We start from the raw sequence: 25,833 nt of genomic DNA, 5'->3' as shown, positions 1-25,833 counted from the left end.
GTTGCTCATCCCCCGCGCGACGTCACCCTGAGGTGCCGCGAAGCGGCCTCGAAGGAGGTCTCCAGTGTTCGTCGCGCGAACTGGAGGCCTCCTTCGAGGCCTTCGCTTTGCTACGGCGCCTCAGGATGAGGTCGAGATCGAGAATCGGGCCAATGCGTTCGGTCCGCGGACCGGATGGACAAAAGACATGGAGAGGCCATGACCTCCGGACACGAGATTTCCCCCACGATCATCGACGGCGCCGACGACGTCGCCCTGCCGTTCTCGGTGGAAGCGCTGGACGTGCGCGGTCGCGTGGTCCGGCTCGGCCCCAGCGTCGACACCATCCTGCGCCGCCACGGCTATCCCGACCCGGTGGCGCGTCTGCTGGGTGAGGCGGCGGCGCTCACCGTGCTGCTGGGCTCGTCCCTGAAGTTCGAGGGCCGGTTCCAGCTCCAGACCAAGACCGATGGTCCGGTGGAGATGATCGTGGTGGATTTCGTGGCGCCCGACCGCCTGCGCGCCACGGCACGATTCGACGCCGCGCGGATCGAAGCTCTGGGAAGCGCCCCTCTCAAGGATGCCGATCTGATCGGGCAGGGCCACCTCGCCATGACCATCGACCAGGGCAACGATTTCAGCCGCTACCAGGGTGTTGTGGCCCTGGAAGGCCAGAGCCTGGAAGAGGCGGCCCATCAGTATTTCCGCCAATCCGAACAGATCCCGACTCAGGTCCGCCTCGCGGTGGCCGAGCAATTCGCCAACGGCACCAACAGCTATCGTGCCGGCGGACTCCTGATCCAGTTCCTGCCGCAATCCATCGACCGCGCCCGCCTTGCCGACCTACCCCCCGGCGACATCCCCGAGGGCCACGCTCATTTCGATGCGGGCGCGGCGCCGGAGGACGATGCCTGGGTCGAGGCGCGCAGCCTCGTCAACACGGTGGAGGACCACGAACTGGTCGATCCGGAGGTCTCCTCCGAGCGCCTGCTCTACCGGCTCTTCCACGAGCGCGGCGTGCGGGTGTTCGAGCCGCAGGCCATCCACGAGCGCTGCCGCTGTTCGCCCGAGCGCGTGATGGGGATGATCCGCTCATTCTCGCCCCAGGAACGCCGGGACATGATCGCCGAGGACGGGCGCATCGGCATCACCTGCGAGTTCTGCTCGCGCCGCTACGACATCGACCCGGCCGAGGCGGAGATCGATCCGGCGGGGTAGGGCGCCTTCGACCTCAGGCGAAGTGTTTTGACAGTTTCAGCCCCTGCGCCTGGTAGTTCGACCCGGCATCGGCGCCGTAGAGGGCGGCGGGGCGTTCGGCCATGCGCTCGTAGACGAGGCGGCCGACGATCTGGCCGTCCTCCAGCAGGAACGGAACGTCGCGCGAGCGCACTTCGAGCACCGCCCGCGCGCCGGCTCCCCCCGCCCCGGCAAAGCCGAAGCCGGGATCGAAGAAGCCGGCGTAATGGACCCGGAACTCGCCCACCAGCGGATCGAACGGAACCATCTCGGCGGCGAAATCCGGCGGCACCTGCACCGCTTCCTTGGAGGCGAGGATGTAGAACTGGCCGGGATCGAGGATCAGCGCGCCCGAGCCGTCGGCGGCCAGCGGCTCCCAGAAATCCGCGGTGCGGTGCCGGCCCGGCGCGTCCACATCGACGAGGCCGGTATGGCGCTTGGCGCGGTAACCGATGAGCCCCTCGAAGCCGGCGAGATCCACCGACACGGCGATGCCGCCCTGGAAGGACGGGGTGGCCGAGGCCACGAGCGGCGTGGCCGCATGAAGCGAGGCGAGTTCGGTGTCGGTGAGGCGCGGCTCGCCCCGGCGGAACCGGATCTGCGACAGGCGCGACCCGGTACGGACGCGGACCGGGAAGGTGCGCGGCGAGATCTCGGCATAGAGCCGGCCCCGGTAGCCCGCCTCCACCTGATCGAAGGCCTGCCCCCGGTCGGTGATGACGCGGGTGAACACGTCGATGCGGCCTGTGGAGCTTTTGGGGTTGGCGCTGGCCGCCACATCCGCCGGAAGGGCCAGGGTCTCCTGCAATTCGGCGATGTAGACGCAGCCGGTCTCCAGCACCGCGCCGGCTCTCAGGTCGATCTCATGAAGGGCGAAGGCCGCGATGCAGGCTGAGACCGGGCGGGCACCGGGCAGGAAGCTCGTGCGGACCCGGAAGGCGCGGGACCCCAGGCGCAGGTCGAGGCTCGCCGGCTGAACCTGATCGGCCGCGAAGGGGGTTTCGGGGAGGATGGCACCGGCCGCATGCAGGGCCTGGATCCCTTGCGCCGCCAGAATGCCCCCGGACTTCTCGCCGAGGGAAGGGGGCGGGCTCGTCGGCGCCGTGTCCTGATTGGTATCCGGCATGGTCTCGCGTCGCCCGCTCCGCACTGGGCCGCCTTCCCCGGCTGGGGTTCAGGAATGCCGCATGGTTCCATGCACCATCCTACGGATCGCTGAAGGCGCCGTTAAGCCTCATCCTCCCGCCGGGTCCGCAGCACGATCCAGGCGACCACGAGGCGAGCGATGGCGCCCATGGCGATCAGGCCCGCCAGCGCGCTCGCCACGGGGGGAAACCCGGCGGGCCAGAGCAGGAGCGCCACCGCGAAGAGCACGGCGCCGAGTCCCACCGCCGGGCCGAAGGCCAGGACCAGCGAGGGCAGCCCGGCGATCCGGGGCGCCGGGCCGCGTTGGGCCAGCAATGCGCCTGCCAGCAGGGCGAGACCGTCGAGCACCAGCGCTCCCCCCAGGGCGAGCGCGGCCCAGCCGTTCCGCTCAGGCGCGTTCCAGGCGAAGGCACCGGCCAGGACAGCGATGGCGAGGCTGGCGAGCACGGCCCGACCTGGAAACGGAGCGGGCAGGGGCGAGACGGTCTCCTCGACCACGGTGCACGACCTTCCCATTGGAGCGGGCAGCCCCGCATTCAGCACGATTGACGCGATTTCGCCCGGGACGTACCACGGCGAAAAGGCTATGTCGCTTATGGGTGGGCGACGGCACGGGAGGCTTTGAAGGCGATGTACAAGGCCCAGACGCGCGGCATCAGCGTGACCGTACAGCCCCGCTTCGTCGAGGAGGAATCCTCCCCCGACGAAAGCCGGTATTTCTTCGCCTACACTGTCGAGATCGTGAATAACGGCTCCGAGCAGGTGCAGCTGCGCTCGCGCCACTGGCGCATCGTCGATGGCCGCGGCGAGACCCAGGAGGTGCGCGGCGCCGGCGTGGTCGGCAAGCAGCCCGTGCTCGGACCCGGCGAGTCGTTCAGCTATACCAGCGGTTGCCCGCTCACCACGCCCGACGGGCTGATGGCCGGCAGCTACACCATGTCGACCACCGCCGGTGAGAGCTTCGAGGCCGAGATCCCCGCCTTCTCCCTCGATTCGCCGCACGTCCGTCGCAGCGTCCACTAAGCGGGTTCACGTTGGCAGGCCAACGCTTCACCCTGCTTGGGTTCTTGCTCTGACGCAGGTTTTTGCCGCAAAACCGGGGGCCACTTTTGCGAAACCTGCTGAGGCCGATGTCGGGCGGCGGAGAACGGTTGAGCACGCTCGATCTGCTGGCGCGCCTCGTCGCCTTCGACACGGAGAGTTCGCGCTCCAACCTCGCGCTGATCGACAGCGTCTGCGCCTATCTCGACGGCTGGGGCGTGAGCCATGTGCGCATCCCCAATGAAGCGGGCGACAAGGCGGCGATCTTCGCGACGATCGGCCCGATGGTGGATGGCGGTATCGTCCTCTCCGGCCATACCGACGTGGTGCCGGTGACGGGACAGGCCTGGAGCAGCGACCCCTTCACCCTGCGGATCGCGGATGGGCGCGCCTACGGGCGCGGCTCCGTAGACATGAAGGGCTTCTGCGCCCTGGCGCTCTCCGCCGTGCCGGACATGCTCGCCGCCGACCTGAAACGGCCTATCCATATCCTACTCTCCTACGACGAGGAGACCACCTGCCTCGGCGTCGCCGACACCATCGCCCGCTTCGGCAAGGACCTGCCCCGCCCAGGCGCGGTGATCGTGGGCGAGCCCACCGATCTCGAGGTGGCCGACGCCCATAAGAGCATCGTCACCTATTTCACCACCGTCCACGGCCACGAGGCGCATTCGGCCAAACCCATGCTCGGCGCCAACGCGGTGATGGCGGCGGCCGAGCTCGTCTCCGAATTGAACCGCATCGCCGATGCGATGATCGAGCGGGGCGACGCATCGGGCCGCTTCGACCCGCCCTCCACCACCGTGCATGTGGGCACGATCTCCGGCGGCACGGCGCGCAACATCCTACCCAAGATCTGCACCTTCCATTGGGAGTTCCGCGGCCTGCCCGATCTCGACATGGCCGAGATCCCGGCCCTGTTCGCCGCCAAGGTCGAGACGGTGCTGAAGGACCGGCTCAACCGCTACGGCGATTACGGGCGGATCGAGACCGTCGAGGAGGTGGCGGTGCCGGGCCTCGCCCCCGAGCCGGGTTCCGAGGCCGAGCGCCTGACCCTGCGGGTGGCGGGGCGCAACCACACCGTCTCCGTGCCCTACGCCACCGAGGCCGGGCGGTTCCAAGGGGCGGGCATCCCCACCGTAGTCTGCGGACCCGGCTCCATCGACCAGGCCCACCAGCCGGACGAGTACATCACCCTCGCCGCCCTCGAGGCCGGCGAGGCGTTCATGCGCCGTCTCATCACGGAATGCGTCGTGACTCCATGAGCAAGTTCGCTCCCCGCACCATCGCGGCCGACGGCCCGGTGAAGCTCCGCCCGCTGGAGCGCGAAGACCTGATGTTCGTGCATCAGCTCAACAACAACGACAGCATCATGCGATACTGGTTCGAGGAGGCCTACGAGTCCTTCGCCGAACTGGCGCAGCTCTACGAGCGCAACATCCACAACCAGACCGAGCGGCGCTTCATCATCGCCAATTCGGAGGGCGCGCCGGCCGGCCTCGTGGAGCTCGTGGAGATCAACCACCTGCATCGGCGCTGCGAATTCCAGATCGCGATCCACCCGGCCTTCCAGGGCCAGGGCTACGCCCCGCGCGCCACCCGCATCGCCATGGATTACGCCTTCAGCGTCCTCAACATCCACAAGCTCTACCTGCACGTGGACAAGGACAACGCCCGCGCCGTCCGCATCTACGAGCGTTGCGGGTTCGTGCCGGAGGGCATCCTGAAGGACGAGTTCTTCGTCAACGGCAAGTACCGCGACGCGGTGCGCATGTGCCTGTTCCAACCGGAATACCTGGCCCGGCGCGGCAGCGGCGATATTTCGGAGCCGGTGCTGAAGTCGTAGCCGTCGGTCCCGGACGGTCTCTGATCGGCTTCGTGCGATCGCCCCGGCAGCGATCCGCGTTCAGGCAATGCCAAAAAACACGGCCAGCGCCCGCGTCACCGCCAGCATCGTCTCGGCATCGAGATGCCCGATCCGTGCGCCGATCTTCTCCCGCTTCACCGACATGGCCTTGTCCACCATGACCTGTGAGCGTTTCTTCAAGCCATTGGCCTCTCTCGGCTCGACGGTCGTGCGGATCAGGGGAGCCTCGACCAGCGTGCCGGATATCAGCAGCACCGTGACCGTGCCGGTCTCGACGAACGCGTCAGATTGGATGATGAGCGCTGGACGAGGTTTGCCGAAATCGCCGGGCATGGCGATGGTGACGAGATCGCCCCGCTTCATGCCTCGCGCTCAGGGAGCATATCGAGGAGCGCCGCCTCCATGAAGGCATCCAGTTCCCGATCGGCCGCATCTGTCGCCGCGACGACCCGAGCCTGCCGCGCGCATTCTTCGGCAAAGCCCGCCCTCCGGGTGTCGGGCACCCAGATCTGGATGGGCCGCAGGCCAGCCGCCCGGAGCGCATCACGACGCTTGCTGACGCGCTGACCGACAGTTGCCGACATGACGAGACCTTTCCCGAGGCGTTACATGTAACGTAGGCTCCGCATGCGACCATGCCAAGGCGCCAGGACGGTGACGAACCGCCGGTCCTCGGTCTCAGTCGAAATCCGCCGCCGCGCGGTCGAGCAACCATGTCAGGGTGCCGACGCTCGAGATGTGGCGCGCGGGCAAATCCTCGCCCTCGGCGATCCGGGCAAGGGGATCGCGCTTGCCCGCCCCCGTGACCAGAACGAGAAGCTGCCGCGAGGAGGCGAGCGCCGGAAAGGTGAGGGTGACGCGCGGCACGAATGGCGTGAGCCCTGCCTCGGGCACGGCGGCGACCCAGGATTCGCGTTCGTTCACGGCGGGCTTGCCCGGAAACAGGGAGGCGGTGTGCCCGTCCTCGCCGAGGCCGAGAAGCACGAGATCGAAGAGCGGGCGCGCCGGGTCGAGGCTATCGGCGCCGTAGAAGTCGCTCAGGGTCGCCGCATAGGCGGAGACCGCCGAGTCCAGCGTCCCGTCGGTGGGAATGCCGTGGAGATGGCCCTCGGGGATCGGGGCGTCCCCGAACGCCACGCGGGCCATGTGCATGTTGCTGGCCTCATCGGTCCAAGGCACGAACCGGTCGTCGCCGAAGAACCAGTGCAGCCGGTCCCAGGGGAGGGCACCGACATAGTCGGGTCCGCCCAGCAGGGTGTAGAGCCGCTTCGGCGTGGACCCGCCCGAGAGGCAGATGGCGATGCGCTCCTGCTTGCTCTCGACGCAGAGGGTCACGAGGCGGTCGGCCGCCGCGCGGGCGACGCTCTCGCCATCGGGAAAGATTTCCGCGTTGTTCGGTAGCGGGATCATGCGGAGATGCCTCCTCCTGGTCTGGTCCTCGATCGCCTGCACGACAGGCTATTTCGGTTCGACGTGGCCGCCGAAGCCCTTGCGCATGGCCGAGAGCAGCTTGTCCGCGTAGGAGGCGTCCTCGCGCGAGCGGAAGCGGGCGTAGAGGGCGGCCGAGAGCACATTGGCCGGTACCGATTCCTCGATGGCCGCGTTCAACGTCCAGCGCCCCTCGCCGGAATCGGCGACGAAGCCGGAGAAACCGTCCAGGGCTTCGTTGCCCGCCAGCGCCCCGGCCGTCAGGTCGAGGAGCCAGGACGAGACCACGCTGCCGCGCCGCCAGACTTCGGCGATGTCACCGATATTGAGGTCGAAGCGCTGGTCCTCGGCCAGATCCTTCGAATTGGCGTGTTTCAGGATGTCGAATCCCTCGGCATAGGCCTGCATCAGCCCGTACTCGATGCCGTTATGGACCATCTTGACGAAATGCCCGGCCCCGCTCGGCCCGGCATGGATGTAGCCCTCCTCGGCGCGGGTATCGCGGCCCTCACGGCCCGGCGTCTTCGGGATGGTGCCGACGCCCGGCGCCAGGGTCTTGAAGATCGGGTCGAGCCTGTCGAGGGCGTCGTTGCTCCCCCCGATCATCATGCAATAGCCGCGTTCCAGGCCCCAGACGCCGCCCGACGTGCCGACATCGACGTAGTGGATGCCCTTCGGCTTCAGGGTGGCCGCCCGCCGGATGTCGTCCTTGTAGAACGAGTTACCGCCGTCGATGATGACGTCGTCCGCCTGCATCAGGTCGCCGAGCTGCGCCACGGTGGCCTCGGTGATCGCGCCCGCCGGAAGCATCACCCAGGCCGCGCGCGGCACGTCGAGTTTGGAGACGAACTCTTCCAAGCTCGCCGCCCCGGTGGCGCCCTCGGCGACCAGGGCCGCCACGGCCTCCGGGTTCTGGTCGAACACCACCGCCGTGTGTCCGTCCCGCAGGAGGCGGCGGACGATGTTGCCGCCCATTCGGCCGAGGCCGATCATGCCGAGTTGCATTGGGGATCTCCTGATTGAGGGGGCCTCGTCAGCCCGAGCACCGATGCGTGGTCCTATCAACCCACCTCATCCTGAGGCGCCGCAGCGCAGCGGAGGCCTCGAAGGAGCCCTCCAGCCGGCACGGTGATCTCTGGAGTCCTCCTTCGAGGCCCGCAGGAGCGGGCACCTCAGGATGAGGTAGTAGGTTGGAATGATCCGGCGGTTCCGGGTCATCCCGCTGTCCTCACACCACCGCCGCCTTGATCGCCGCCGCGATGCGCTTGAGCCCGGCTTCCACGTCGCCACCCTTGATGTGGACGCGTAGGGCCCGGCGGCCGCGCTCGGCCAGGACCGCGAAATCGCCGCGCGCCTGGGCCGCCACCACGGTGCCGAAGCCCAGCGCCCGGCCGGGGATCGCGAGATCCTCTGACGGGTCGGCGGTGATCTGCAGGAACACTCCGGTATCCGGCCCGCCCTTGTAGGCCTGGCCGGTGGAGTGGAGGAAGCGCGGCCCGAATTCGAGGCAGGTCGCGACCTTGCGCTTGTCGCGCAGAGCGATGCGCGCCTCCTGCAGGATGGCGTGGTGCGCCTCGTTGCGGGCGACGTAGGCCAGCAAGGCGGCGTAGTCGCCGTCCTTGATCCGCGCGAGATGGGCCTTCAGGGCCGCCTCGAACCCGTCCGCCGTCTGCGGCAGAGCCCCGGCATTGGTCGGGTCGGCGTAGAGGGCGATGGTCTCGCCGTCGAAGAGCGGCGTTTCGGAGGGCAGCGAACCGCTCTTCTCGGCGGCGTCGAACAGCTTCTTCGTCTCGATCTTGCTCGCTTCCACGTCCGGCTGGTCGAACGGGTTGATGCCGAGCAGCGCGCCGGCCACCGCCGTGGCGATCTCGAAGCGGAAGAATTCCTGCGGCAGCTGCTCCTCGTTCGCCATGGTGACGTGGGCGACGGGGTGCCCTTCGCGCTCCAGACTGCGCACCGCCTCGTCCTGCTGCGCGTCCGCCCGGTTGTCGAGGCGCAGATAGACGAAGAAGCGGTCGCGGCCATAGACCGCCGGCACGCCCACCGGCTCGCCGTCGACGGGGATGAGACCCTTGCCGTCCTTGCCGGTGGATTCGGCGATGAGCTGCTCGGCCCAGGCCCCGAACGTGTCGATGCCCGGCGAGGCGATGAACGTCACCTTGTCGCGACCGTCATGCAGCGCCGCCGCCGCCATGGCGGTGCCCAGCAGAACGCCGGGATTCTGGGCCGGCGGCACGGCCGGGCCGCAGGAGCGGACCATGGTCCGCGCCGTGTCGAGGAACTGCTTCACGTCGATGCCGGACGCCGCCGCCGGGACCAGGCCGAAGGCCGAGAGCACCGAATAGCGGCCGCCGATCTGCTTCACCCCGTAGAAGATCCTGCGGAAATTGTCCGCCTTGGCCGCCGCCTCCATGGCCGAGCCGGGATCGGTGACGGCCACGAAATGCGCGCCGGCCCGCTCGCCGACCAACGCCTTCATCCGGCCGAGGAAATAGTCGCGGAACACGTTGGGCTCGAGGGTGGAGCCGGATTTCGAGGCGACGATGAACAGGGTCGTCTCGAGGTTCACCGCGCCTTCCGTGGCGCGGACCTGATCGGGATCGGTGGAATCGAGGATGCGCAGCGTCGGGAAACCGTCGCGGGTGCCGTAGGTCTCGGCCAGCACTTCCGGGCCGAGGCTCGACCCGCCCATGCCGAGGACGACGACGTCGGTGAAGCCGGTCTGCCGGACATCCTCGGCGAAGGCCTGGTATTCGGAGACACGGGCGAGTTCGTCCTCGACGATGCGGAGCCAGCCGAGCCACTGGTCCTCGTCGGCATTCGACCAGACCGTCTTGTCATGCGCCCAGAGCCGGCGGATCGAGCCCGAGGCGCGCCAGGATTCGACGGCCTTCTTCGCCTCCGCGCCGATGGCATCGCCGAGGATCAGGGTCTGGCCGTCGAGCTTGGCGCCGAGGAAATCGGCGCGCTTGCCCGCCACCGCACCGAGCAGCTTGTCGGCGGCGTCGATGAAGAGCTGGACGCCCTCCTCCACGAGTTGCTTGGCCACCGCACCGATGTCGATGCCGGCCCTGGCCAGACGGGCCATCACCGCTTCGGCGTCGCCGAGGTTCTCCTCGATGGCGGACTTGACCGTGCCGTGGTCGCGGAACGCGTCCATCGTGGCCGGCGGCATGGTGTTGACGGTATCGCGGCCGATCAACTCTTCGACGTAGAGCACGTCGGAATAGGCCTTGTTCTTGGTCCCCGTGGAGGCCCAGAGCAGGCGCTGCGCCTTGGCGCCCTTCTGCGCGAGCGCCTGCCATTTCGGCTCGGCGAAGATGCGCTTGTAGCGCTGGTAGGCGAGCTTGGCGTTGGCGATGGCCACCTTGCCCTTGAGGGCTTCCAGCTCCGCCTTCTCATCGGGATCGTTGGCTTCCGCGATCTTGGTGTCGAGGGCCTTGTCCACGGTGACGTCGATACGGCTGATGAAGAAGCTCGCGACGCTGGCGACCTTCGAGACGTCGCCGCCCTTGGCGCCGAACTCCTCCAGGCCGTCGATGAAGGCGCGCGCCACCTCCTCGTAGGAATCCTGGCCGAAGAGCAGGGTGACGTTGATGCTGATCCCGTCGGCGGTGAGGGCGCGGATCGCCGGGATGCCGGCCGGGGTGGCGGGCACCTTCACCATCAGGTTGTCGCGGGCCACGGTCTTGTGCAGGCGGCGGGCCTCGTCGAGGGTCTCCTCGGTGTCGAGGGCGAGGTAGGGCGAGACTTCGAGGCTGACATAGCCGTCGGCGCCGTCGCTCTCCTCGTAGACGGGGCGCAGCACGTCGGCCGCCGCCTGGATGTCGGCGATGGCACAGCCCTCGTAGAGATCGATGACGCGGGCATCGCCCGCATCCATGACCTCCTTCAGCGCACCGTCATATTCCGTGGAATCGCCGATCGCCTTCTCGAAGATCGAGGGGTTCGAGGTCACGCCCCGCAGGCCGTCCTCGTCCACCAGCTTCTTGAGGCGTCCATCGGCGATGAAACCGCGGGCCACGAAATCCAGCCACACGGCCTGGCCCTGTTCAGGGAAGAGAGCCTTGAGCGGGTTCATGCAAAAACTCCTCGTCGTCGGTCGTCGTGAGTAGCGCGCGAAAGGCGGCGTCGTTCAACACTCGTTGTCAGTGTGCGCGCCTCTCCTCCCCCTTGTGGAGAGGAGCCGGAGGTGGGCGTGGCTCCGCTGGCCTCCGCAGCCCGCGGGTCACCCAACCACCCCCACCCCTGACCCCTCCCCACAAGGGGAGGGGGACGTGCGTTCCGTCGTTCAGGGAACCCGCGAGACCTACTTCTTGTGCCGCGCGATCTGGTCGCGGGCGGCCTGCAGCACCTTCTCCGGCGTGAAGCCGAACTTGGTCTGCAGATCCTTGATCGGGGCCGAGGACCCGAACGTGTGCATGCCGATGATCGCGCCGGCGGAGCCCGCATAGCGGTCCCAACCGATGACCGAGCCCTGCTCGACAGCGACGCGGGCGAGCACCTCCGGCGTCAGCACCGCGTTGCGGTAGGCCTCGTCCTGACGCTCGAACAGGTCCCAGGACGGCATCGAGACCACGCGGGCCTTGATGCCCTCCGCCGTCAGCGCCTCGTAGGCCGAGACGCAGAGCTGCACCTCGCTGCCCGTGCCGATGAGGATGACCTCCGGCGTCCCCTCGCAATCGGCCAGCACGTAGCCGCCCTTCGCGACGCCGGCGGCGCTGCCGTACTTAGTCCGGTCGAAGGTCGGCAGCGGCTGGCGGCTCAGGGCCAGCACCGCCGGCTGATCCTTCAACCCCATGATGACCCGGTAGGCTTCCGCCACCTCGTTGGCATCCGCCGGGCGCAGGGTGACGAGGCCGGGGATGGCACGGAGCGTCAGGAGCTGCTCCACCGGCTGGTGGGTGGGGCCATCCTCGCCGACGCCGATGGAATCGTGCGTGAAGACGTGGAAGACCGGCAGTTCCATCAGCGAGGCGAGGCGGATCGGAGGCCGCATGTAATCGGCGAAGACCAGGAAGGTCGCTCCGTAGGCGCGCAGGCCGACGAGGCCGAGGCCGTTGACGATCGACCCCATGGCGTGTTCGCGGACGCCGAAATGGATGTTGCGGCCGCCCGGCTCGAAGGGCGAGAGGGTACCGGCCCCCTCGAATTCGAGCTTGGTCTTGTTGGAGGGCGCCAGATCCGCCGAACCGCCGAGCAGGTGGGGCACGTTCTTGGCGATGGCGTTGAGCACCTTGCCGGAGGATTCGCGCGTGGCCATGCCCTTGGCGTCGGCCGGGAAGACCGGGATGTCCTTGTCCCAGCCCTCGGGCAGGCGGCCCGTGAGGAGGGCGTCGATCTCTTCGGCCAGGGCCGGATCGGAGGCCTTGGCCTCGGCCATGAAACCTTCCCAGGTGGCGAACAGCTCGGCGCCGCGCTGGCCGATGCCGCTGCGGAAGTTCTCCACCACGCCGTCCGGCACCAGGAACTGGGAATCCTCGGGCCAGCCATAGGCCCGCTTGGCACCCTTCACCTCCTCCTCGCCCAGGGCGTCGGAATGGGCCTTCGAGGTGTTCTGCTTCTTCGGGGCGCCGAAGCCGATGATCGAGTTGACGACGATGAGCGTCGGCCGGTCGCTGGATTGGAGGAAGGTCTCCAGGGCGGCGGAAATGGCATGGACGTCGTTGGCGTCGGCCACCCGCAGGACCTGCCAGCCATAGGAGAGGAAGCGCGTCGCCACCTCTTCCGAGAAGGCGAGTTCGGTGTGCCCCTCAATGGTGATCGTGTTGTTGTCGTAGATCCAGCACAGGTTCGACAGGCGCAGATGCCCGGCGATGGAGGCGGCCTCGGCGGCCACGCCCTCCATCAGGTCGCCATCCGAACAGATCGCGTAGACGTTGAAGTCGAACAGCGGCAGGTCGGGACGGTTCAGGGTCTCACCGAGGAAGCGGCCGCCCATCGCCATGCCGACGGAATTGGCGACGCCCTGGCCGAGAGGCCCGGTGGTGGTCTCGACGCCGGTGGTGAAATGGTATTCCGGGTGCCCCGGCGTCTTGCTGTCGAGCTGGCGGAAGTTCTTGATGTCCTCGATGGTGATCGCAGGCTCGTTGCCGCCATCGGTCTGGGCGACACCGGCGAGGTGCAGCAGCCCGTAGAGCAGCATCGAGGCATGGCCCGCCGAGAGCACGAACCGGTCGCGGTTGGGCCAGTGCGGATGCGCCGGATCGTAGCGGAGATAGCGATTCCACAGGGTGTAGGCCACGGGCGCCAGGGCCATCGGCGCGCCGGCATGGCCGGAATTCGCCTTCTGCACCGCGTCGATCGCCAGGGTACGCAGGGTGTCGATGGAGAGCTTGTCGATCTCGCTCAGTTCACCCTTCGGCTTGGTCTCGGCTCCGCTCATGGTCTCGTCTTCCTATTCTTTGCGGGGCTGCGGCGATCAGCTGTGCTGGGCCGCGGCGCCTTCTCAATTTGCGACACCCTGGCCGGGAGAACTCGCCCGGTTCGGCGATGTGGCCCGGGCGAGGGCGGATTTCTCGCTGCGCTCCCGCGCCGGCCCGCTGGCACGGCTATAGTTCAAAATCGTGTTCACCAACGTGACGTGACTGAACGCCTGGGGGAAATTGCCCACAAGGCGCTTGGCTCCCACGTCGTATTCCTCCGCCACGAGCCCGACATCGTTGCAGACGCCGATGAGGCGTTCGATCAGCTCCCGCGCCTCGTGGCAGCGGTCGAGGCCGATGAGATTGTCGGCGTACCAGAAGCTACAGGGCAGGAAAGCCCCCTCGCCGCCGGGCAGACCATCGGTATTGTCATCCTCGGTGTCGTAGCGCAGCACGAATCCGTCACGCATCAGGTGTTTGCCGATGGCCTCCACCGTGCCGACGACACGCGGGTCGTCCTGGGGCAGGAAGCCCATATGGGCGATGAGGAGCAGGCTCGCATCGAGGGTCTTGGCCCCGTAATACTGGACGAAGCTGTTCAGCTCCTTGTCGAACCCCTTCTCGCAGACCTCCTCGTGGATATGGTCGCGGATCGCACGCCAGCGATCCACGGGGGCGGGCGGCCCGTCGCCCATCTCGAAGGAGCGGATGGCCCGGTCGAAGGCGACCCAGGCCATGACCTTGGAATGGACGAAGTGGCGGCGCCCGCCGCGCACCTCCCAGATGCCCTCGTCGGGCTCGCTCCAGACCTTCTCCAGATGCTCCAGCAGGGCGAGGCCCACGCGCCAGCCGTCGGCATCGCCGAGAAGGCCGCGCTGACGGGCCTGATAGAGCGCGTCGAAGATCTCGCCGTAGACATCGAGCTGGAACTGGTCGACCGCCGCGTTGCCGATCCGCACCGGCTTCGACCCCTCGTAGCCGGGAAGCCAGTCGAGCTCGATCTCGGGCAGGAGCCGCTCGCCTGCGATGCCGTAGAGGATGTGCGCCTGTTCCGGATTGCCGGCCACGGCGCGGATCAGCCAGTCGCGCCAGGCCCGCGCCTCGTCGAGAAAGCCGCCATCCATCAGGGCGATCAGGGTGAAGGTCGAATCCCGCAGCCAGCAGAACCGGTAATCCCAGTTGCGCACGCCGCCGAGTTCCTCGGGCAGGGAGGTGGTGGGCGCGGCCACGATCCCGCCCGTGGGCGTGTAGATCAGAGCCTTGAGTGTCAGCAGCGAGCGCTTGAGGATCGCGTCCCAGGGCGTGCCGGACGCGCAGCGGCTCGACCAGTCGCGCCAGTAGCGATCGGTCTGGAACAGCACCTTGCGCGGCTCGATCGGAGGCGGGTCGTCCTCGTGCGAGGGGCCGTAGCTGAGGCAGAACGACAGGCTCTCGCCCTCCGCCACGGTGAAGTCCGAAACCGTGGTCTGACCGACCCCATCGAGGGGCGCGCGAGTGCGGAGAACCACCTTATGGGGACCGGAAATCGCCCGCAGGTCACCGAGTTCGTTGTGAGACACCCAAGGCACCGCGAGCCCGTAATCGAAGCGCACGGCGAGGACCATGCGCATGTCGACCGAGCCGGACAGGCCTTCGACGATGCGCACCATGTGCGACCCGTCATTGGCCGGCATGTAGTCGATCACCCTGGCCTCGCCTGCGGAGGTCACATAGCGCGTCTCGAGGACGAGACTGCCCTCCCGGTAGCGGCGCGTGACCGTGGCCTCGCCATCCGCCGGGGACAGTTTCCAGAACCCGTGTTCCTCGGTGCCGAGGAGGGAGGCGAAACAGGCGGCGGAATCGAAACGGGGCCAGCAGAGCCAGTCGATGCTGCCGTCGCGCCCGATCAGCGCAGCGGTGCGGCCATCGCCGACCAGCGCGTAATCCTCGATCCGTCCCGCCATGCCCATCCTTGCCGCCGGGCCCCCGCGGCAATGCGGTCCTCGCGCCCGTCTCGTCGACGAAGGCTCACCTAGTCCCCGACAGGGGGAGAATCCAGCGGCAAAGCTCTGAAAGAAAGGTCGGACCGGCCCGAAACCGCGCGTGATGCGCGGTGCAGTGCGATCAGGGCCGCAACGGCAGGCGGTCGACGAGCCCGGTCACGACATTGCCGAGGGCCAGGGCCTCGGCGCCCACCGCCGCGCTCTGGGTGCCGACGAAGCTGCCGGCCCGGCTGATCGCGGAGATCGCCGGCGCGAAGGGCAGGGCGAGATGCGGAATCAGTTCCTCGTCCGCCTCGGCCTCGACCCGGAACGGCTCGGGCGAGACGGCGGCCTTCGCAGCGACGACCGACGGAACCCGGTTGGCGTCGGGTCTCGTCGCCTCGGTCTTCGCCATTTCGGACCGCGCGGAATCGGGCCGGCGTTGAGACGGTTTCACGGCGGCGGTGCGGGACGTCGCGCGGCGCGGCGCGACGCTGGCGGTCGTGGTCACGAGGTCGCGCAGCGGAAACTGATCACGGAAGGCGAAGGCGGCCGGGACGAAGGCCGTGCCCAGATCGGCGGTCTCGATCGGGCTCGCCTGCGTCGTCCGGCTCTCCATCTCGACGATCCGCGTGCTGGCGGGCGTCTCGGGAACGGGCGCGGAAGGCGTCTGGCAGAGGAAGGAGGCGGCGGACACGATCACCGCGACGACGATCGTCGGCAGCAGGGGAAGCGCCATGCCGGTCCCGGCCTCGGAGGCGAGGGCGTTCTCGACAGGCTGCGATATGCGGCACTCCACCATCCGAACACCTCACCCCGCTTCGACACCGCCATTAGCGCCCGCGTTTGCGGCGGAAGCTGGGCCATTTCCTTTCCCGAACGTATCGAAAGGTGTCGAAGCCGATGATTTGGCCACGGTCTTTTTCGGCGATGCCGGTGTGTCGGGGAGATCCGTGCGGTCGAGCCCTGTGTTAGGTACGCCTCTTGCCCGTTCCCGCCGGCACGAACCGGCCGTCCCGCCCCCCATTGGGCCCCGATGACAGAACCTTCCTTCACCGTCGCCGTGATCGATCCGAGCCGGGCCCGCGCAGCGATCCTCGAAGAGGGCCTGCGCGCCGCCGGAATCGCGGATGTGGTCATCATCCCCGACACCGCCGACCTGCCGGCGCAGGTGGCCGCCCTCAATCCCGACGTGGTGGTGATCCACCTGGAGAGCCCCAGCCGGGACATCCTCGAACAAATGTCGGGCCTGTCCCGCCATGTGGAGCGGCCGGTGGCGATGTTCGTCGACCGCTCGGACGCGCCGATGATGCAGGCGGCGGTGGATGCCGGTATCTCGGCCTATGTGGTGGACGGGCTGCATCCCCAGCGCATCCGGTCGATCCTCGACATCGCCATCCTGCGGTTCCAGGCCTTCGCCCGGCTGCAGCGGGAACTGGTGGAGGCGCGGGGCGAGCTCGCCGACCGGAAGATCGTGGAGCGCGCCAAGGGCATCCTCATGGCCGCCCGCTCCCTCAGCGAGGAGGAGGCCTACAAGCTGATGCGGCGCAAGGCCATGAACGAGAAGAGCAAGATCGCCGACATCGCCCGCGCCATCGTCACCACGGCGGACCTGTTCGGATGAGGCTCGCGCTCGGATACGTCCCCCTCGTGGATGCCGCGAGCCTGATCGCGGCGGCGGAGCTCGGCTTCGCCAAGGCCGAGGGGCTCACCCTCGACCTCGTGCGCGAGCCCTCCTGGGCGACCCTGCGCGACAAGCTGGCGGTGGGCCATCTCGATGGCGCGCATATGCTAGCGCCCCTCGCCATCGCCAGCGCGCTCGGGCTGAGCGGGCCGCTGACCCGGCTTTGCGTGCCGATGGCGCTCAACCTCAACGGCAACGCCATCACGGTGTCCCGCCCCCTATGGGAGGCGATGGAGGCCGCGGACGACGAGGTCGACACCGTGGCCGCCGCTTTCGCGCACATCGCCATGCGGCGGGAGCGGGAGGGGAGGCCATTGACGCTGGGCACGGTGCATCCGTTCTCCAGCCACACCTACCAGCTCCGGATCTTCGCCGAGCGCGGCGGCCTCGACCTCGACACGCAGACGCGCCTCGTGGTGATCCCGCCGCCACAGATCGCCGAGGCGCTGCGGCGCGAACTGATCGACGGGTTCTGCGTCGGGAGCCCCTGGAACAGCGTCGCCGTGGCGGAGGGGTATGGCCGCATCGCGGTCCTCGGCAGTGAACTCCTGCCCGATTGCCCGGAGAAGGTTCTGGCCCTGCCGGAATCCGAAGCGCCGCGCTGCGCCCCCCTGGTGCGTGCCCTCGACCGGGCCGGGCGCTGGTGCGCCGATCCCGGCAACAGCGCCGAACTCGCCTCCCTCCTTTCGCGCGACGGCTACCTGAACGTACCGGCGCCGATTCTCGAACGGGCGCTCACGGGGGACGTGATCGTCGATTCCGACGGGCGGCGGCGGCGGGACCCGCATTTCAGCCTGTTCGGCGAGCGCGCGCACCGGCCCGACCCCGGCCATGCGGATTGGTTCGTCGGCGAGGCGGAGCGCGCCGGACAGCTTGTCGCCTCCGACGAGCTTCGTTCCGCCGCCCGCGCGATCTACCGCCCGGACCTGTTCGATGCCGCTCTGAGCGGCTGATCGGGGCCGGACGCCGCTTTTGGCGGCACGAAAAGCCTCCCGATTGTGCAACGCACGCCCCGCCGAAGCCGCAGGGCCGCGTGCTCTCCCGCGCCGTCCGAACCGCCTTCGGACTTAGAGCCGTTACAGGCTGGACTGCGTCTGGCACGGAACCTGCTGAGCCTATCCCGCTCGTCAACGGCGACGGGCACGAATGTCGGCAGAGCCGCTGACCCAAGTAACCCGTTGGCGCGCTTTCGCGGCTGCCTTCGGTTGCGTTTGGGCAGCGGTTTTTTTTCGTTTTCGGGTCGAATGCTTAAGCTTCGAGGGATCGAGTTTTCCATGACTGACGGGTTTCAGAACAGCCGCCGCAGCCTCTTGAAGGGCGCCGCCGCGACCTTGTCGCTGGCAGCCCTGGCGCGCACTGCGCTGCCCGGCGGTGCCTTCGCGCAGGGGGCCGGCCCGGAAGTGAAGGGCGCCAAGCTCGGTTTCATCGCCCTCACCGATGCCGGTCCGCTCTTCGTCGCCAAGGAAAAGGGCTTCTTCGCCAAGCACGGCATGCCCGACGTGGAGGTGCTGAAACAGGCGAGCTGGGGCACCACCCGCGACAACCTCGTGCTCGGCTCGGAGGGGAACGGCATCGACGGCGCTCACATCCTGACGCCGATGCCCTACCTGATCTCGGCCGGCCGCGTGACGCAGAACAACGTCCCCGTGCCGATGCAGATCCTGGCGCGCCTCAACACCAACGGCCAATGCGTCTCGGTGGCCAAGGAGTATCTGGACGCCAAGGTCTCCCTCGATTCCAAGGTGTTCAAGGCGGCGATCGACAAGAAGAAGGCCGCCGGCAAGTCGGTGAAGGCGGCCATGACCTTCCCCGGCGGCACCCACGACCTCTGGATCCGCTACTGGCTCGCCGCCGGCGGGATCGACCCCGACAAGGACATCGAGACCATCGTCGTGCCGCCGCCCCAGATGGTGGCGAACATGAAGGTCGGCACGATGGATTGCTTCTGCGTCGGCGAGCCGTGGAACGCGCAGCTCGTGCAGCAGGGCCTCGGCTACACCGCGCTGACCACCGGCGAATTGTGGAAGGACCACCCGGAGAAGGCGTTCGCCATGCGCGCCTCCTGGGTCGAGAAGAACCCCATCGCCGCCAAGGCCCTGACCATGGCGGTGCTGGAAGCGCAGATGTGGTGCGACAAGCCCGAGAACCGGGACGAGTTCTCGGCAATCGTCGCCAAGCGCCAGTGGATCAACATCCCCGTCGGCGACGTCGCCGGCCGCATGAAGGGCACCATCGATTACGGCGACGGCCGCGTGGTCGAGAACAGCCCCTACGTCATGAAGTTCTTCGCCGACAACGCCTCCTACCCCTACCAGAGCCACGACCTCTGGTTCCTCACCGAGGACATCCGCTGGGGCAAGTTCGACGCGCAGACGGACACCAAGGCGCTCATCGCCAAGGTGAACCGCGAGGATATCTGGCGCGACGCCGCCAAGGCGCTGGGCGTCACCGCGATCCCGAGCTCCACGTCGCGCGGCAAGGAGACCTTCTTCGACGGAAAGGTCTTCGATCCCGCCGATCCCGCCGCCTACCTGTCCAGCCTCGGCATCAAGAGGATCGCGTGATGGCCAACACCTCCACCATCGCCGTGACGGGAGCCGCCGCGAAACCGGCGGCCAAGGCCCCGCGCAAGCCCCTGGTGACCCTGGCGACGTTCCGCCGGATCGCCGTCAACCTGATCCCGCCGGTCGTGGTGCTGATCGCCTTCCTGGTGATCTGGGAGCTGCTGTGCTCGCGGCCCACCGCCGGTCTGCCGCCGCCCTCGCGCGTCGTCACCGAGGCGTGGGACATCATCGCCCACCCGTTCTACGACAATGGCGGCACCGACAAGGGCCTGTTCTGGCACATCTACGCCAGCATCCAGCGCGTCGCCTTCGGCTTCGCCCTGGCCACCGTCGTGGGCATCATGGTCGGCACCCTGATCGGCCAGTCGGACTGGGCCATGCGCGGCCTCGACCCGATCTTCCAGGTGCTGCGCACGATCCCGCCGCTGGCCTGGCTGCCGCTCTCCCTCGCGGCGTTCCGCGACGGCCAGCCCTCGGCCATCTTCGTGATCTTCATCACCTCGATCTGGCCGATCATCATCAACACGGCGGTGGGCATCCGCAACATCCCGCAGGATTACCGCAACGTGGCGGCGGTGCTGCGCCTCAACCCGCTCGAATTCTTCGTGAAGATCATGCTGCCCTCGGCGGCTCCCTACATCTTCACGGGGCTTCGCATCGGCGTCGGTCTGTCCTGGCTCGCCATCGTGGCGGCGGAGATGCTCATCGGCGGCGTCGGCATCGGCTTCTTCATCTGGGACGCCTGGAACTCGTCGCACATCTCCGAGATCATCGTCGCCCTCGTCTATGTCGGGGTGATCGGGTTCTTCCTCGACCGGTTCGTGGCCTTCATCGGCACCCTCGTCACCCGCGGCGCCACCGCCTGAACGCCTCCGCACGGCACGCCGGGGCTTCCCCGTCGTGCCGTGCCCCGACCGCCTCTCGCAGAGGGACACGAGACCCATGAGCTATCTCAGCATCGAGAATGTCGGCATCAGCTTCACCCGCGCCGGGCGCACCAACGAGGTGCTGCGCGACGTGAGCGTGAAGATCGACAAGGGCGAGTTCGTCTCGCTGATCGGCCATTCCGGCTGCGGCAAGTCGACGGTGCTCAACATCGTCGCCGGGCTGCTCAAGGCCTCCACCGGCGGCGTCCTCCTTGAAGAGAAGGAGGTGAACAGCCCCGGCCCGGACCGCGCCGTGGTGTTCCAGAACCATTCCCTGCTGCCCTGGCTGACCGTGCGCGAGAACGTGGCGCTCGCCGTCGAGAAGGTGCTCAAGGGCAAGAAGACCAAGGCCGAGCGGTCCGAATGGATCGACCACAACCTCGCCCTCGTGAACATGACCCATGCCGCGGACCGTCGCCCCAACGAGATCTCGGGCGGCATGAAGCAGCGCGTCGGCATCGCCCGGGCGCTCGCCATGGAGCCGAAGGTGCTCCTCCTCGACGAACCGTTCGGGGCGCTGGACGCGCTGACCCGCGCCCATCTGCAGGACTCGCTGATGGACATCCATGCGCGGCTGAAGAACGCCGTGATCATGATCACCCACGATGTCGACGAGGCGGTGCTGCTCTCGGACCGGATCGTGATGATGACCAACGGTCCCTCGGCCACGGTCGGCGAGATCCTGAAGGTCGATCTCGAGCGTCCCCGCCGCCGCCTCGATCTGGTGGAGGACGCCACTTACACCCATGCTCGCGCCGCAGTGCTCGAGTTCCTCTATGCCCGCCACGCCAAACCCGCCATGGCGGCGTGAGGATCGGACGCAGGTCATGAAGGAGCGTCTGGTGGTGATCGGCAACGGCATGGCGTCGTTGCGGTTTCTGGAGCGGCTGACCGAGCGCGCGCCCGGTCGCTACGACGTCACCGTCGTGGGTGCCGAGCCGCAGGCGGCCTATAACCGCGTGCTGCTCTCGTCCCTGCTGGGCGGCGAGGTGGATGAGGCGGCCTGCGCGTTCCGGGGCCTCGACTGGTACGAGGCGCACGGCATCCGCCTCATCACCGGAGCGCCGGTGACGCAGATCGACCGGGAGAACGCCCTCGTCATGGTCGGCGAGACCCATGTCCTGCCCTTCGACAAGCTCGTTCTCGCGGTCGGCTCGTTGCCGATCCGGCTGCCGAAGCCCGGCATGGACCTGCCCGGCATCATCACCTTCCGCGATCTCGCGGATGTGGCGGCGATCCGGAAGGCCGCGGTGACGGGGGCGAAGGCCATCGTCATCGGCGGCGGCCTGCTCGGGTTGGAGGCCGCCGTCGGCCTCGCGCGGCTCGGGGTCGACACCACCCTGCTCCATGTCATGGACCGGCTGATGGAGCGCCAACTCGACCACCACGCCGCCGGCCTGGTGAAGCGCGCCATGGAATCCCGCGGTGTCCGCGTCCTCCTCAAGGCCGATACCGCCCATGTGGAGGGCGACGGCCGGGTCGAGCGCCTCGTCCTGTCGGACGGCACGGTGCTGCCGGCCGACCTCGTGGTGATGTCGGTGGGGGTACGCCCCAATGCCGTCCTCGCCCAGGGCGCCGGGCTCGATGTCGGGCGCGGCATCAAGGTCGACGACCGGATGACGAGCTCCGATCCGCGCATCTTCGCGCTCGGCGAATGCGCCGAGCATCGCGGCATGGTCTACGGCCTCGTCGAGCCCGCCTACGACCAGGCCGAAGTGTTGAGCCGCCACCTCGTCGGCGAGGAGGCGGCCTATCTCGGCACATCGCTGGCCACCAGCCTCAAGGTCTCGGGCCTGCCGGTCTTCTCGGCCGGCGAGATCGAGGCGCCCGAACATGCCGAGACGGTGGTGATGTCGGACCCCGGCCTCGGCCTCTACCGGAAGCTGATCATCGGCGACGGCAAGCTCCTCGGCGCCGTCTTCGTCGGCGACATCGCCGAACAGGGCTGGTGCAAGACGCTGATCCGCACCGGCGAACCGATCGCCGATCACCGAGACGACCTGATGTTCGGGCGCGTCCACGCCCCCGATTCCCAATCCCTGGCAGCATGATGGAGGCTTCCATGGCCGACGACTTCAACGCCGAGCAGAAGCGCTACCTCGAAGGCTTCGCCTCGGGCATCGCCGCCGCCCGCCTCACCGGCGGCCTCGCCCTCGGGCAGGGTGCCGCCGCGCCCTCCGAGCCCACCGGCCCGGACGCCATCCACATCAAGGCCCAGGACGCCACGGTGAAGGCCGGCGGCAAGCTCTGCGACCAGGAGAAGTGGAAGCGGGCGGAGAACCCGTTCGACGGGCACAACCGCCTCATCGCCGAGGCCGCCACCGGTAAGGCCCCGAAGCCGGAGGACAATTTCCGCTGGCGCTATCACGGCCTGTTCTGGCTCGCCCCGGCCAGCGGCGACTTCATGTGCCGCCTGCGCATCCCCAACGGCATCCTGCAGCACTGGCAGTTCGCCGGTATCGCGGATCTCGCCGATGCCCATGGCGGCGGCTACAGCCACGTCACCACCCGCGCCAACCTCCAGGTCCGCGAGATCACGGCGGAGCACGGCCAGCCCTTCCTCGACGGGCTGATCGATCTCGGCCTCACGGCGCGCGGCTCGGGCGCCGACAACATCCGCAACGTGACCGGCTCACCCGTGGCCGGCATCGACGCCCAGGAACTCCTCGACACGCGGCCCCTGGCCAAGTCCTGGCACAACTGGATCATCAACGACCGTTCGCTATACGGCCTGCCGCGCAAGTTCAACGTCGCCTTCGACGGCGGCGGCGTGATGCCGGTGCTGGAGGAGACCAACGATATCGGCTTCCAGGCGGTGAAGGTCCTCGATGGCGCGGCCGTGGAGCCCGGCATCTGGATGCGCCTCGTGCTCGGCGGCATTTCGGGCCACCGCGATCTCGCCCGCGACACCGGCGTGGTGCTGAAGCCCGAGGCCTGCAACAAGGTCGCCGACGCGATCCTGCGGGTCTTCATCAAGAACGGCGACCGGACCAACCGCAACAAGAGCCGGATGAAGTACGTCCTCGATGCCTGGGGCTTCGACAAGTACCTCGCCGCCGTGGAAGACGAGCTCGGATACAAGCTCGACCGGGTCGACCCCGCCCATCTCGCGCCGCGTGCGCCCATGGACCGCTTCTCCCATGTGGGCGTCCACAAACAGGTCCAGCCGGGCCTGAACTGGATCGGCGTGATCCTGCCCGTCGGCAAGATGACCTCCGACCAGATGCGGGAATTGGCAAAGATCTCGTCGGAATGCGGCGACGGCGCCATCCGCATGACGGTGTGGCAGAACTTCCTGTTCTCCGGCGTGCCCGATGCCAAGGTGGCCGAGGTCCAGGCCCGCGTGGCAGCGCTCGGCCTCACCACGGAAGCCTCCAGCATCCGCGCCGGCCTCGTGGCCTGCACCGGCAACAAGGGCTGCAAGTTCGCCGCCTCGGACACGAAGGGCCACGCGCTCGTCATCGCCGATTACATGGAGGCCCACCTGCCGGAACTCGACGTGCCCGTGAACGTGCACGTCACCGGCTGCCACCATAGCTGCGCCCAGCATTACATCGGCGATATCGGCCTCATCGGCGCGAAGGTCGTCGTCTCGGAGGAGGGCGACACGGTCGAGGGCTACGACATCGTCGTCGGCGGCGGCTTCGGCGACAGCCCGAAGATCGGCACCGAGATCTGGAAGGCGGTGAAGGCGGAGGATTGCCCCTCGCGGATCGAGGCGCTGCTGCGCAGCTATCTCGGCCGCCGCGAGAGCCGGGAGGAGAGCTTCCAGGCCTTCACCGCGCGCACCGGCCCCGAGACCCTCCGCAACCTCGCCGAAGATCAACCCGTCCTGAAGGCCGCAGCATGAGCGAGCACGTCATCCCCCCGCTCGTTCTCATCCCCGAGAACGCCCCGTTCAACCCGGATCAGCGTTCCTGGCTGTCGGGCTATTTCGCCGCCCTGCTCGGCCCCGCCGTGGAGGGCGCGACGGCCCTCGCGCCCGGCGATACGGGCAGCGGCCCGAAGCTCGCCGACAATGACGACGCGCCCTGGCACGATCCGTCGATGCCGCTGCCCGACCGGATGGAGCTCGCCAAGGAGCGTCCCGAGCCCCAGAAGCTCATGGCCGCCATGGCCCAGCAGGATTGCGGGCAGTGCGGCTACAATTGCGCCGACTACGCCAACGCTCTGTTCCTGAAGAAGGAAGAGCGCCTGAACCTGTGCCAGCCGGGGGGCAAGGACACCCTCCGCATGCTCAAGAAGCTGGATGAGGAATTCGGCGCGGGCGGCGGCGCGAAGGCGGCCGAAGCGGGGGAGGGCGAGGCCAAGGCGGAAGCGCCCCTCGGACCGCTCGGCTATTGCCGCGAGAACCCGGTGGAGGCCGTGTTCCTGTCCCGCACCCGCCTCAACGAGCCGGGCGGCGAGAAGGAGACCTGGCATGTCGAGATCGATCTCACGGGCACGCCCATCGAGTACGTGGTCGGCGATTCCCTCGGCCTGTTCCCCTCGAACCCGCCGGCCCTGGTGGATGCGGTGATCGCCGAACTCGGCACCCGGCCCGAGCGCATGATCGGCGGTCAGACCCTGCGGAACCGGCTGATCAAGGATTACTCCCTGGGCGCCGCGCCGGACGGGCTCTACCAGCTCCTTTCCCTCCTCACCTCGGGGGAGGCCCGCAAGAAGGCGCGGGCGCTCTCGGCGGGCGAGGACCCGGACGGCGACGCCGCCTATCTCGACGTGCTCGGCGCGCTCCACAAGTTCCCCGGCGCCCGGCCCGACGCGGAGGTGTTCCTGGAAGCCCTCGACGAGCTGCAGCCGCGACTCTACTCGATCTCCTCCTCGCCCAAGGCCGATCCGGGCCGGGTCTCGCTCACGGTCGACGCGGTGCGCTACAACCACCGCTCGCGGCTGCGTCTGGGTGTCGCCTCGACCCATCTCGGCGAACGCATCGCCGAGAAGACCACGGTCAAGGTCTACCTGCAGAAGGCGCACGGCTTCGCCCTGCCGGAGGACCTGTCGAAGGACGTGATCATGTGCGGGCCGGGTACCGGCATCGCACCGTTCCGCGCCTTCCTGCGCGAGCGCGCCGCGACCCAGGCGCCGGGACGCAACTGGCTGTTCTACGGCCACCAGCGCCAGGCCAGCGACTTCTTCTACAAGGACGAGCTGAACGCGCTGAAGGACGGCAAGGTGCTCACCCGCCTGTCCCTCGCCTGGTCGCGGGACGGGACCGAGAAGACCTATGTGCAGGACCGCATGCGCGAGAACGGCGCGGACCTGTGGAAATGGCTCGAAGGCGGCGCCCATTTCTACGTCTGCGGCGATGCCAAGCGCATGGCCAAGGATGTGGAGCGGGCAATCATCGACGTCGCCGGAACCCATGGCGGTAAGAATCCCGACGAGGCCGTGGCCTACCTCGCCCATCTCAAGAAGACCGGGCGGTATCAGGCCGACGTGTACTGAAACCGGGAAACGCCCTCCTTTGCGGGCCATCGGATTCAAACACCTGATCGCGCTGGCAGAGCATGTCCCTCTCCCCCTTGTGGGGAGAGGTCAGGAGTGGGGGTGGCGCCGCTTGTCTCACTCGGCTGAGGGGCACCCAACCACCCCCACCTCCAGCTCCTCCCCACAAGCTCGACGGATCTCGGGCAGGC

General features: G+C 68.2%; 22 protein-coding genes. 12 read left to right on the top strand and 10 right to left on the bottom strand.

The window, feature by feature from the left end; genetic code table 11:
• Positions 1 to 198: 198 nt before the first annotated feature.
• Positions 199 to 1,197, top strand: a complete 999-nt coding sequence (locus FV220_RS05170) for an Hsp33 family molecular chaperone (protein ID WP_147830016.1) — start codon at positions 199 to 201, stop codon at positions 1,195 to 1,197.
• Between the two features lie 13 nt (positions 1,198 to 1,210).
• Here the strand turns inward: FV220_RS05170 and FV220_RS05165 are convergent, their stop codons facing one another.
• Together FV220_RS05165 and FV220_RS05160 are read right to left on the bottom strand one after the other, a co-directional pair.
• Positions 1,211 to 2,341, bottom strand: coding sequence for a 2'-deoxycytidine 5'-triphosphate deaminase (locus FV220_RS05165; protein ID WP_147830014.1), 1,131 nt, complete (start codon positions 2,339 to 2,341; stop codon positions 1,211 to 1,213).
• Positions 2,342 to 2,442: 101 nt separating this feature from the next.
• Positions 2,443 to 2,859 (bottom strand): hypothetical protein, encoded by a 417-nt coding sequence (locus FV220_RS05160; protein ID WP_147830012.1) that lies wholly within the window; start codon positions 2,857 to 2,859, stop codon positions 2,443 to 2,445.
• A gap of 132 nt (positions 2,860 to 2,991) precedes the next feature.
• Between FV220_RS05160 and apaG the strand changes: the two genes are divergently transcribed.
• The 3 genes from apaG (at position 2,992) to speG (ending at position 5,248) form a co-directional block, all read left to right on the top strand.
• Positions 2,992 to 3,384: a Co2+/Mg2+ efflux protein ApaG gene (gene apaG, locus FV220_RS05155; protein ID WP_018044100.1), complete on the top strand. Its 393-nt coding sequence runs from the start codon at positions 2,992 to 2,994 to the stop codon at positions 3,382 to 3,384.
• A 107-nt stretch (positions 3,385 to 3,491) separates the two neighbouring features.
• Positions 3,492 to 4,667 (top strand): acetylornithine deacetylase, encoded by a 1,176-nt coding sequence (gene argE / locus FV220_RS05150; protein WP_147830010.1) that lies wholly within the window; start codon positions 3,492 to 3,494, stop codon positions 4,665 to 4,667.
• Positions 4,664 to 5,248 carry a spermidine N1-acetyltransferase gene (gene speG / locus FV220_RS05145; RefSeq protein WP_018044098.1) on the top strand — a complete coding sequence of 195 codons (585 nt, stop codon included), beginning with the start codon at positions 4,664 to 4,666 and terminating at the stop codon, positions 5,246 to 5,248. The genes argE and speG overlap by 4 nt, the downstream gene beginning before the upstream one ends.
• Before the next feature lie 60 nt (positions 5,249 to 5,308).
• On the opposite strand, the gene FV220_RS05140 is transcribed toward speG, so the two are convergent.
• From FV220_RS05140 to FV220_RS05105, 8 genes are all read right to left on the bottom strand, one after another.
• Positions 5,309 to 5,632 (bottom strand): type II toxin-antitoxin system PemK/MazF family toxin, encoded by a 324-nt coding sequence (locus FV220_RS05140; protein WP_147830008.1) that lies wholly within the window; start codon positions 5,630 to 5,632, stop codon positions 5,309 to 5,311.
• A complete protein-coding gene (locus FV220_RS05135; RefSeq protein WP_147830006.1) occupies positions 5,629 to 5,853 on the bottom strand; it encodes an antitoxin MazE family protein in 225 nt (74 codons plus the stop codon). Before FV220_RS05135 ends, FV220_RS05140 begins: the two co-directional genes overlap by 4 nt.
• Positions 5,854 to 5,947: 94 nt before the next feature.
• Positions 5,948 to 6,679, bottom strand: coding sequence for a 6-phosphogluconolactonase (gene pgl / locus FV220_RS05130; protein ID WP_147830004.1), 732 nt, complete (start codon positions 6,677 to 6,679; stop codon positions 5,948 to 5,950).
• A gap of 48 nt (positions 6,680 to 6,727) precedes the next feature.
• Positions 6,728 to 7,702: a phosphogluconate dehydrogenase (NAD(+)-dependent, decarboxylating) gene (gene gnd, locus FV220_RS05125; protein WP_056142459.1), complete on the bottom strand. Its 975-nt coding sequence runs from the start codon at positions 7,700 to 7,702 to the stop codon at positions 6,728 to 6,730.
• Between the two features lie 223 nt (positions 7,703 to 7,925).
• The gene (locus tag FV220_RS05120) at positions 7,926 to 10,778 is read right to left on the bottom strand and encodes a bifunctional transaldolase/phosoglucose isomerase (RefSeq protein ID WP_147830002.1); all 2,853 of its coding nucleotides are present in this window, start codon (positions 10,776 to 10,778) and stop codon (positions 7,926 to 7,928) included.
• A gap of 228 nt (positions 10,779 to 11,006) precedes the next feature.
• Complete coding sequence (tkt, locus tag FV220_RS05115) at positions 11,007 to 13,082, bottom strand: transketolase (protein WP_018044093.1); 2,076 nt, start codon at positions 13,080 to 13,082, stop codon at positions 11,007 to 11,009.
• 63 nt (positions 13,083 to 13,145) lie between these two features.
• Complete coding sequence (locus tag FV220_RS05110; RefSeq protein ID WP_018044092.1) at positions 13,146 to 15,005, bottom strand: glycoside hydrolase family 15 protein; 1,860 nt, start codon at positions 15,003 to 15,005, stop codon at positions 13,146 to 13,148.
• Between the two features lie 160 nt (positions 15,006 to 15,165).
• Positions 15,166 to 15,762, bottom strand: coding sequence for a hypothetical protein (locus FV220_RS05105; RefSeq protein WP_147829998.1), 597 nt, complete (start codon positions 15,760 to 15,762; stop codon positions 15,166 to 15,168).
• A gap of 297 nt (positions 15,763 to 16,059) precedes the next feature.
• Between FV220_RS05105 and FV220_RS05100 the strand changes: the two genes are divergently transcribed.
• The 8 genes from FV220_RS05100 to FV220_RS05065 all read left to right on the top strand — a co-directional run bounded on the left by FV220_RS05100 (position 16,060) and on the right by FV220_RS05065 (position 25,642).
• A complete protein-coding gene (locus tag FV220_RS05100; protein WP_018044090.1) occupies positions 16,060 to 16,647 on the top strand; it encodes an ANTAR domain-containing protein in 588 nt (195 codons plus the stop codon).
• Positions 16,644 to 17,660, top strand: coding sequence for a CmpA/NrtA family ABC transporter substrate-binding protein (locus FV220_RS05095; protein WP_056142445.1), 1,017 nt, complete (start codon positions 16,644 to 16,646; stop codon positions 17,658 to 17,660). The genes FV220_RS05100 and FV220_RS05095 overlap by 4 nt, the downstream gene beginning before the upstream one ends.
• 321 nt (positions 17,661 to 17,981) lie before the next feature.
• Positions 17,982 to 19,271 (top strand): CmpA/NrtA family ABC transporter substrate-binding protein, encoded by a 1,290-nt coding sequence (locus FV220_RS05090; RefSeq protein ID WP_056142444.1) that lies wholly within the window; start codon positions 17,982 to 17,984, stop codon positions 19,269 to 19,271.
• Entirely contained in the window at positions 19,271 to 20,137 is an 867-nt protein-coding gene (gene ntrB / locus FV220_RS05085) for a nitrate ABC transporter permease (protein ID WP_056142441.1), read from the top strand. The genes FV220_RS05090 and ntrB overlap by 1 nt, the downstream gene beginning before the upstream one ends.
• 76 nt (positions 20,138 to 20,213) lie before the next feature.
• Positions 20,214 to 21,008, top strand: a complete 795-nt coding sequence (locus tag FV220_RS05080) for an ABC transporter ATP-binding protein (protein ID WP_018044086.1) — start codon at positions 20,214 to 20,216, stop codon at positions 21,006 to 21,008.
• Between the two features lie 16 nt (positions 21,009 to 21,024).
• The gene (locus FV220_RS05075; protein ID WP_056142440.1) at positions 21,025 to 22,248 is read left to right on the top strand and encodes an FAD-dependent oxidoreductase; all 1,224 of its coding nucleotides are present in this window, start codon (positions 21,025 to 21,027) and stop codon (positions 22,246 to 22,248) included.
• 11 nt (positions 22,249 to 22,259) lie between these two features.
• Positions 22,260 to 24,047 (top strand): NirA family protein, encoded by a 1,788-nt coding sequence (locus tag FV220_RS05070; protein ID WP_147829996.1) that lies wholly within the window; start codon positions 22,260 to 22,262, stop codon positions 24,045 to 24,047.
• Positions 24,044 to 25,642: a sulfite reductase subunit alpha gene (locus tag FV220_RS05065; RefSeq protein ID WP_056142435.1), complete on the top strand. Its 1,599-nt coding sequence runs from the start codon at positions 24,044 to 24,046 to the stop codon at positions 25,640 to 25,642. The genes FV220_RS05070 and FV220_RS05065 overlap by 4 nt, the downstream gene beginning before the upstream one ends.
• Positions 25,643 to 25,833 lie beyond the last annotated feature (191 nt).

The sequence above is a fragment of the Methylobacterium sp. WL19 genome (assembly GCF_008040005.1).
Lineage (GTDB): Bacteria > Pseudomonadota > Alphaproteobacteria > Rhizobiales > Beijerinckiaceae > Methylobacterium > Methylobacterium bullatum.
The sequence above is the reverse complement of the archived record's forward strand: the minus strand, read 5'-3'. Positions and strand labels throughout refer to the sequence as shown.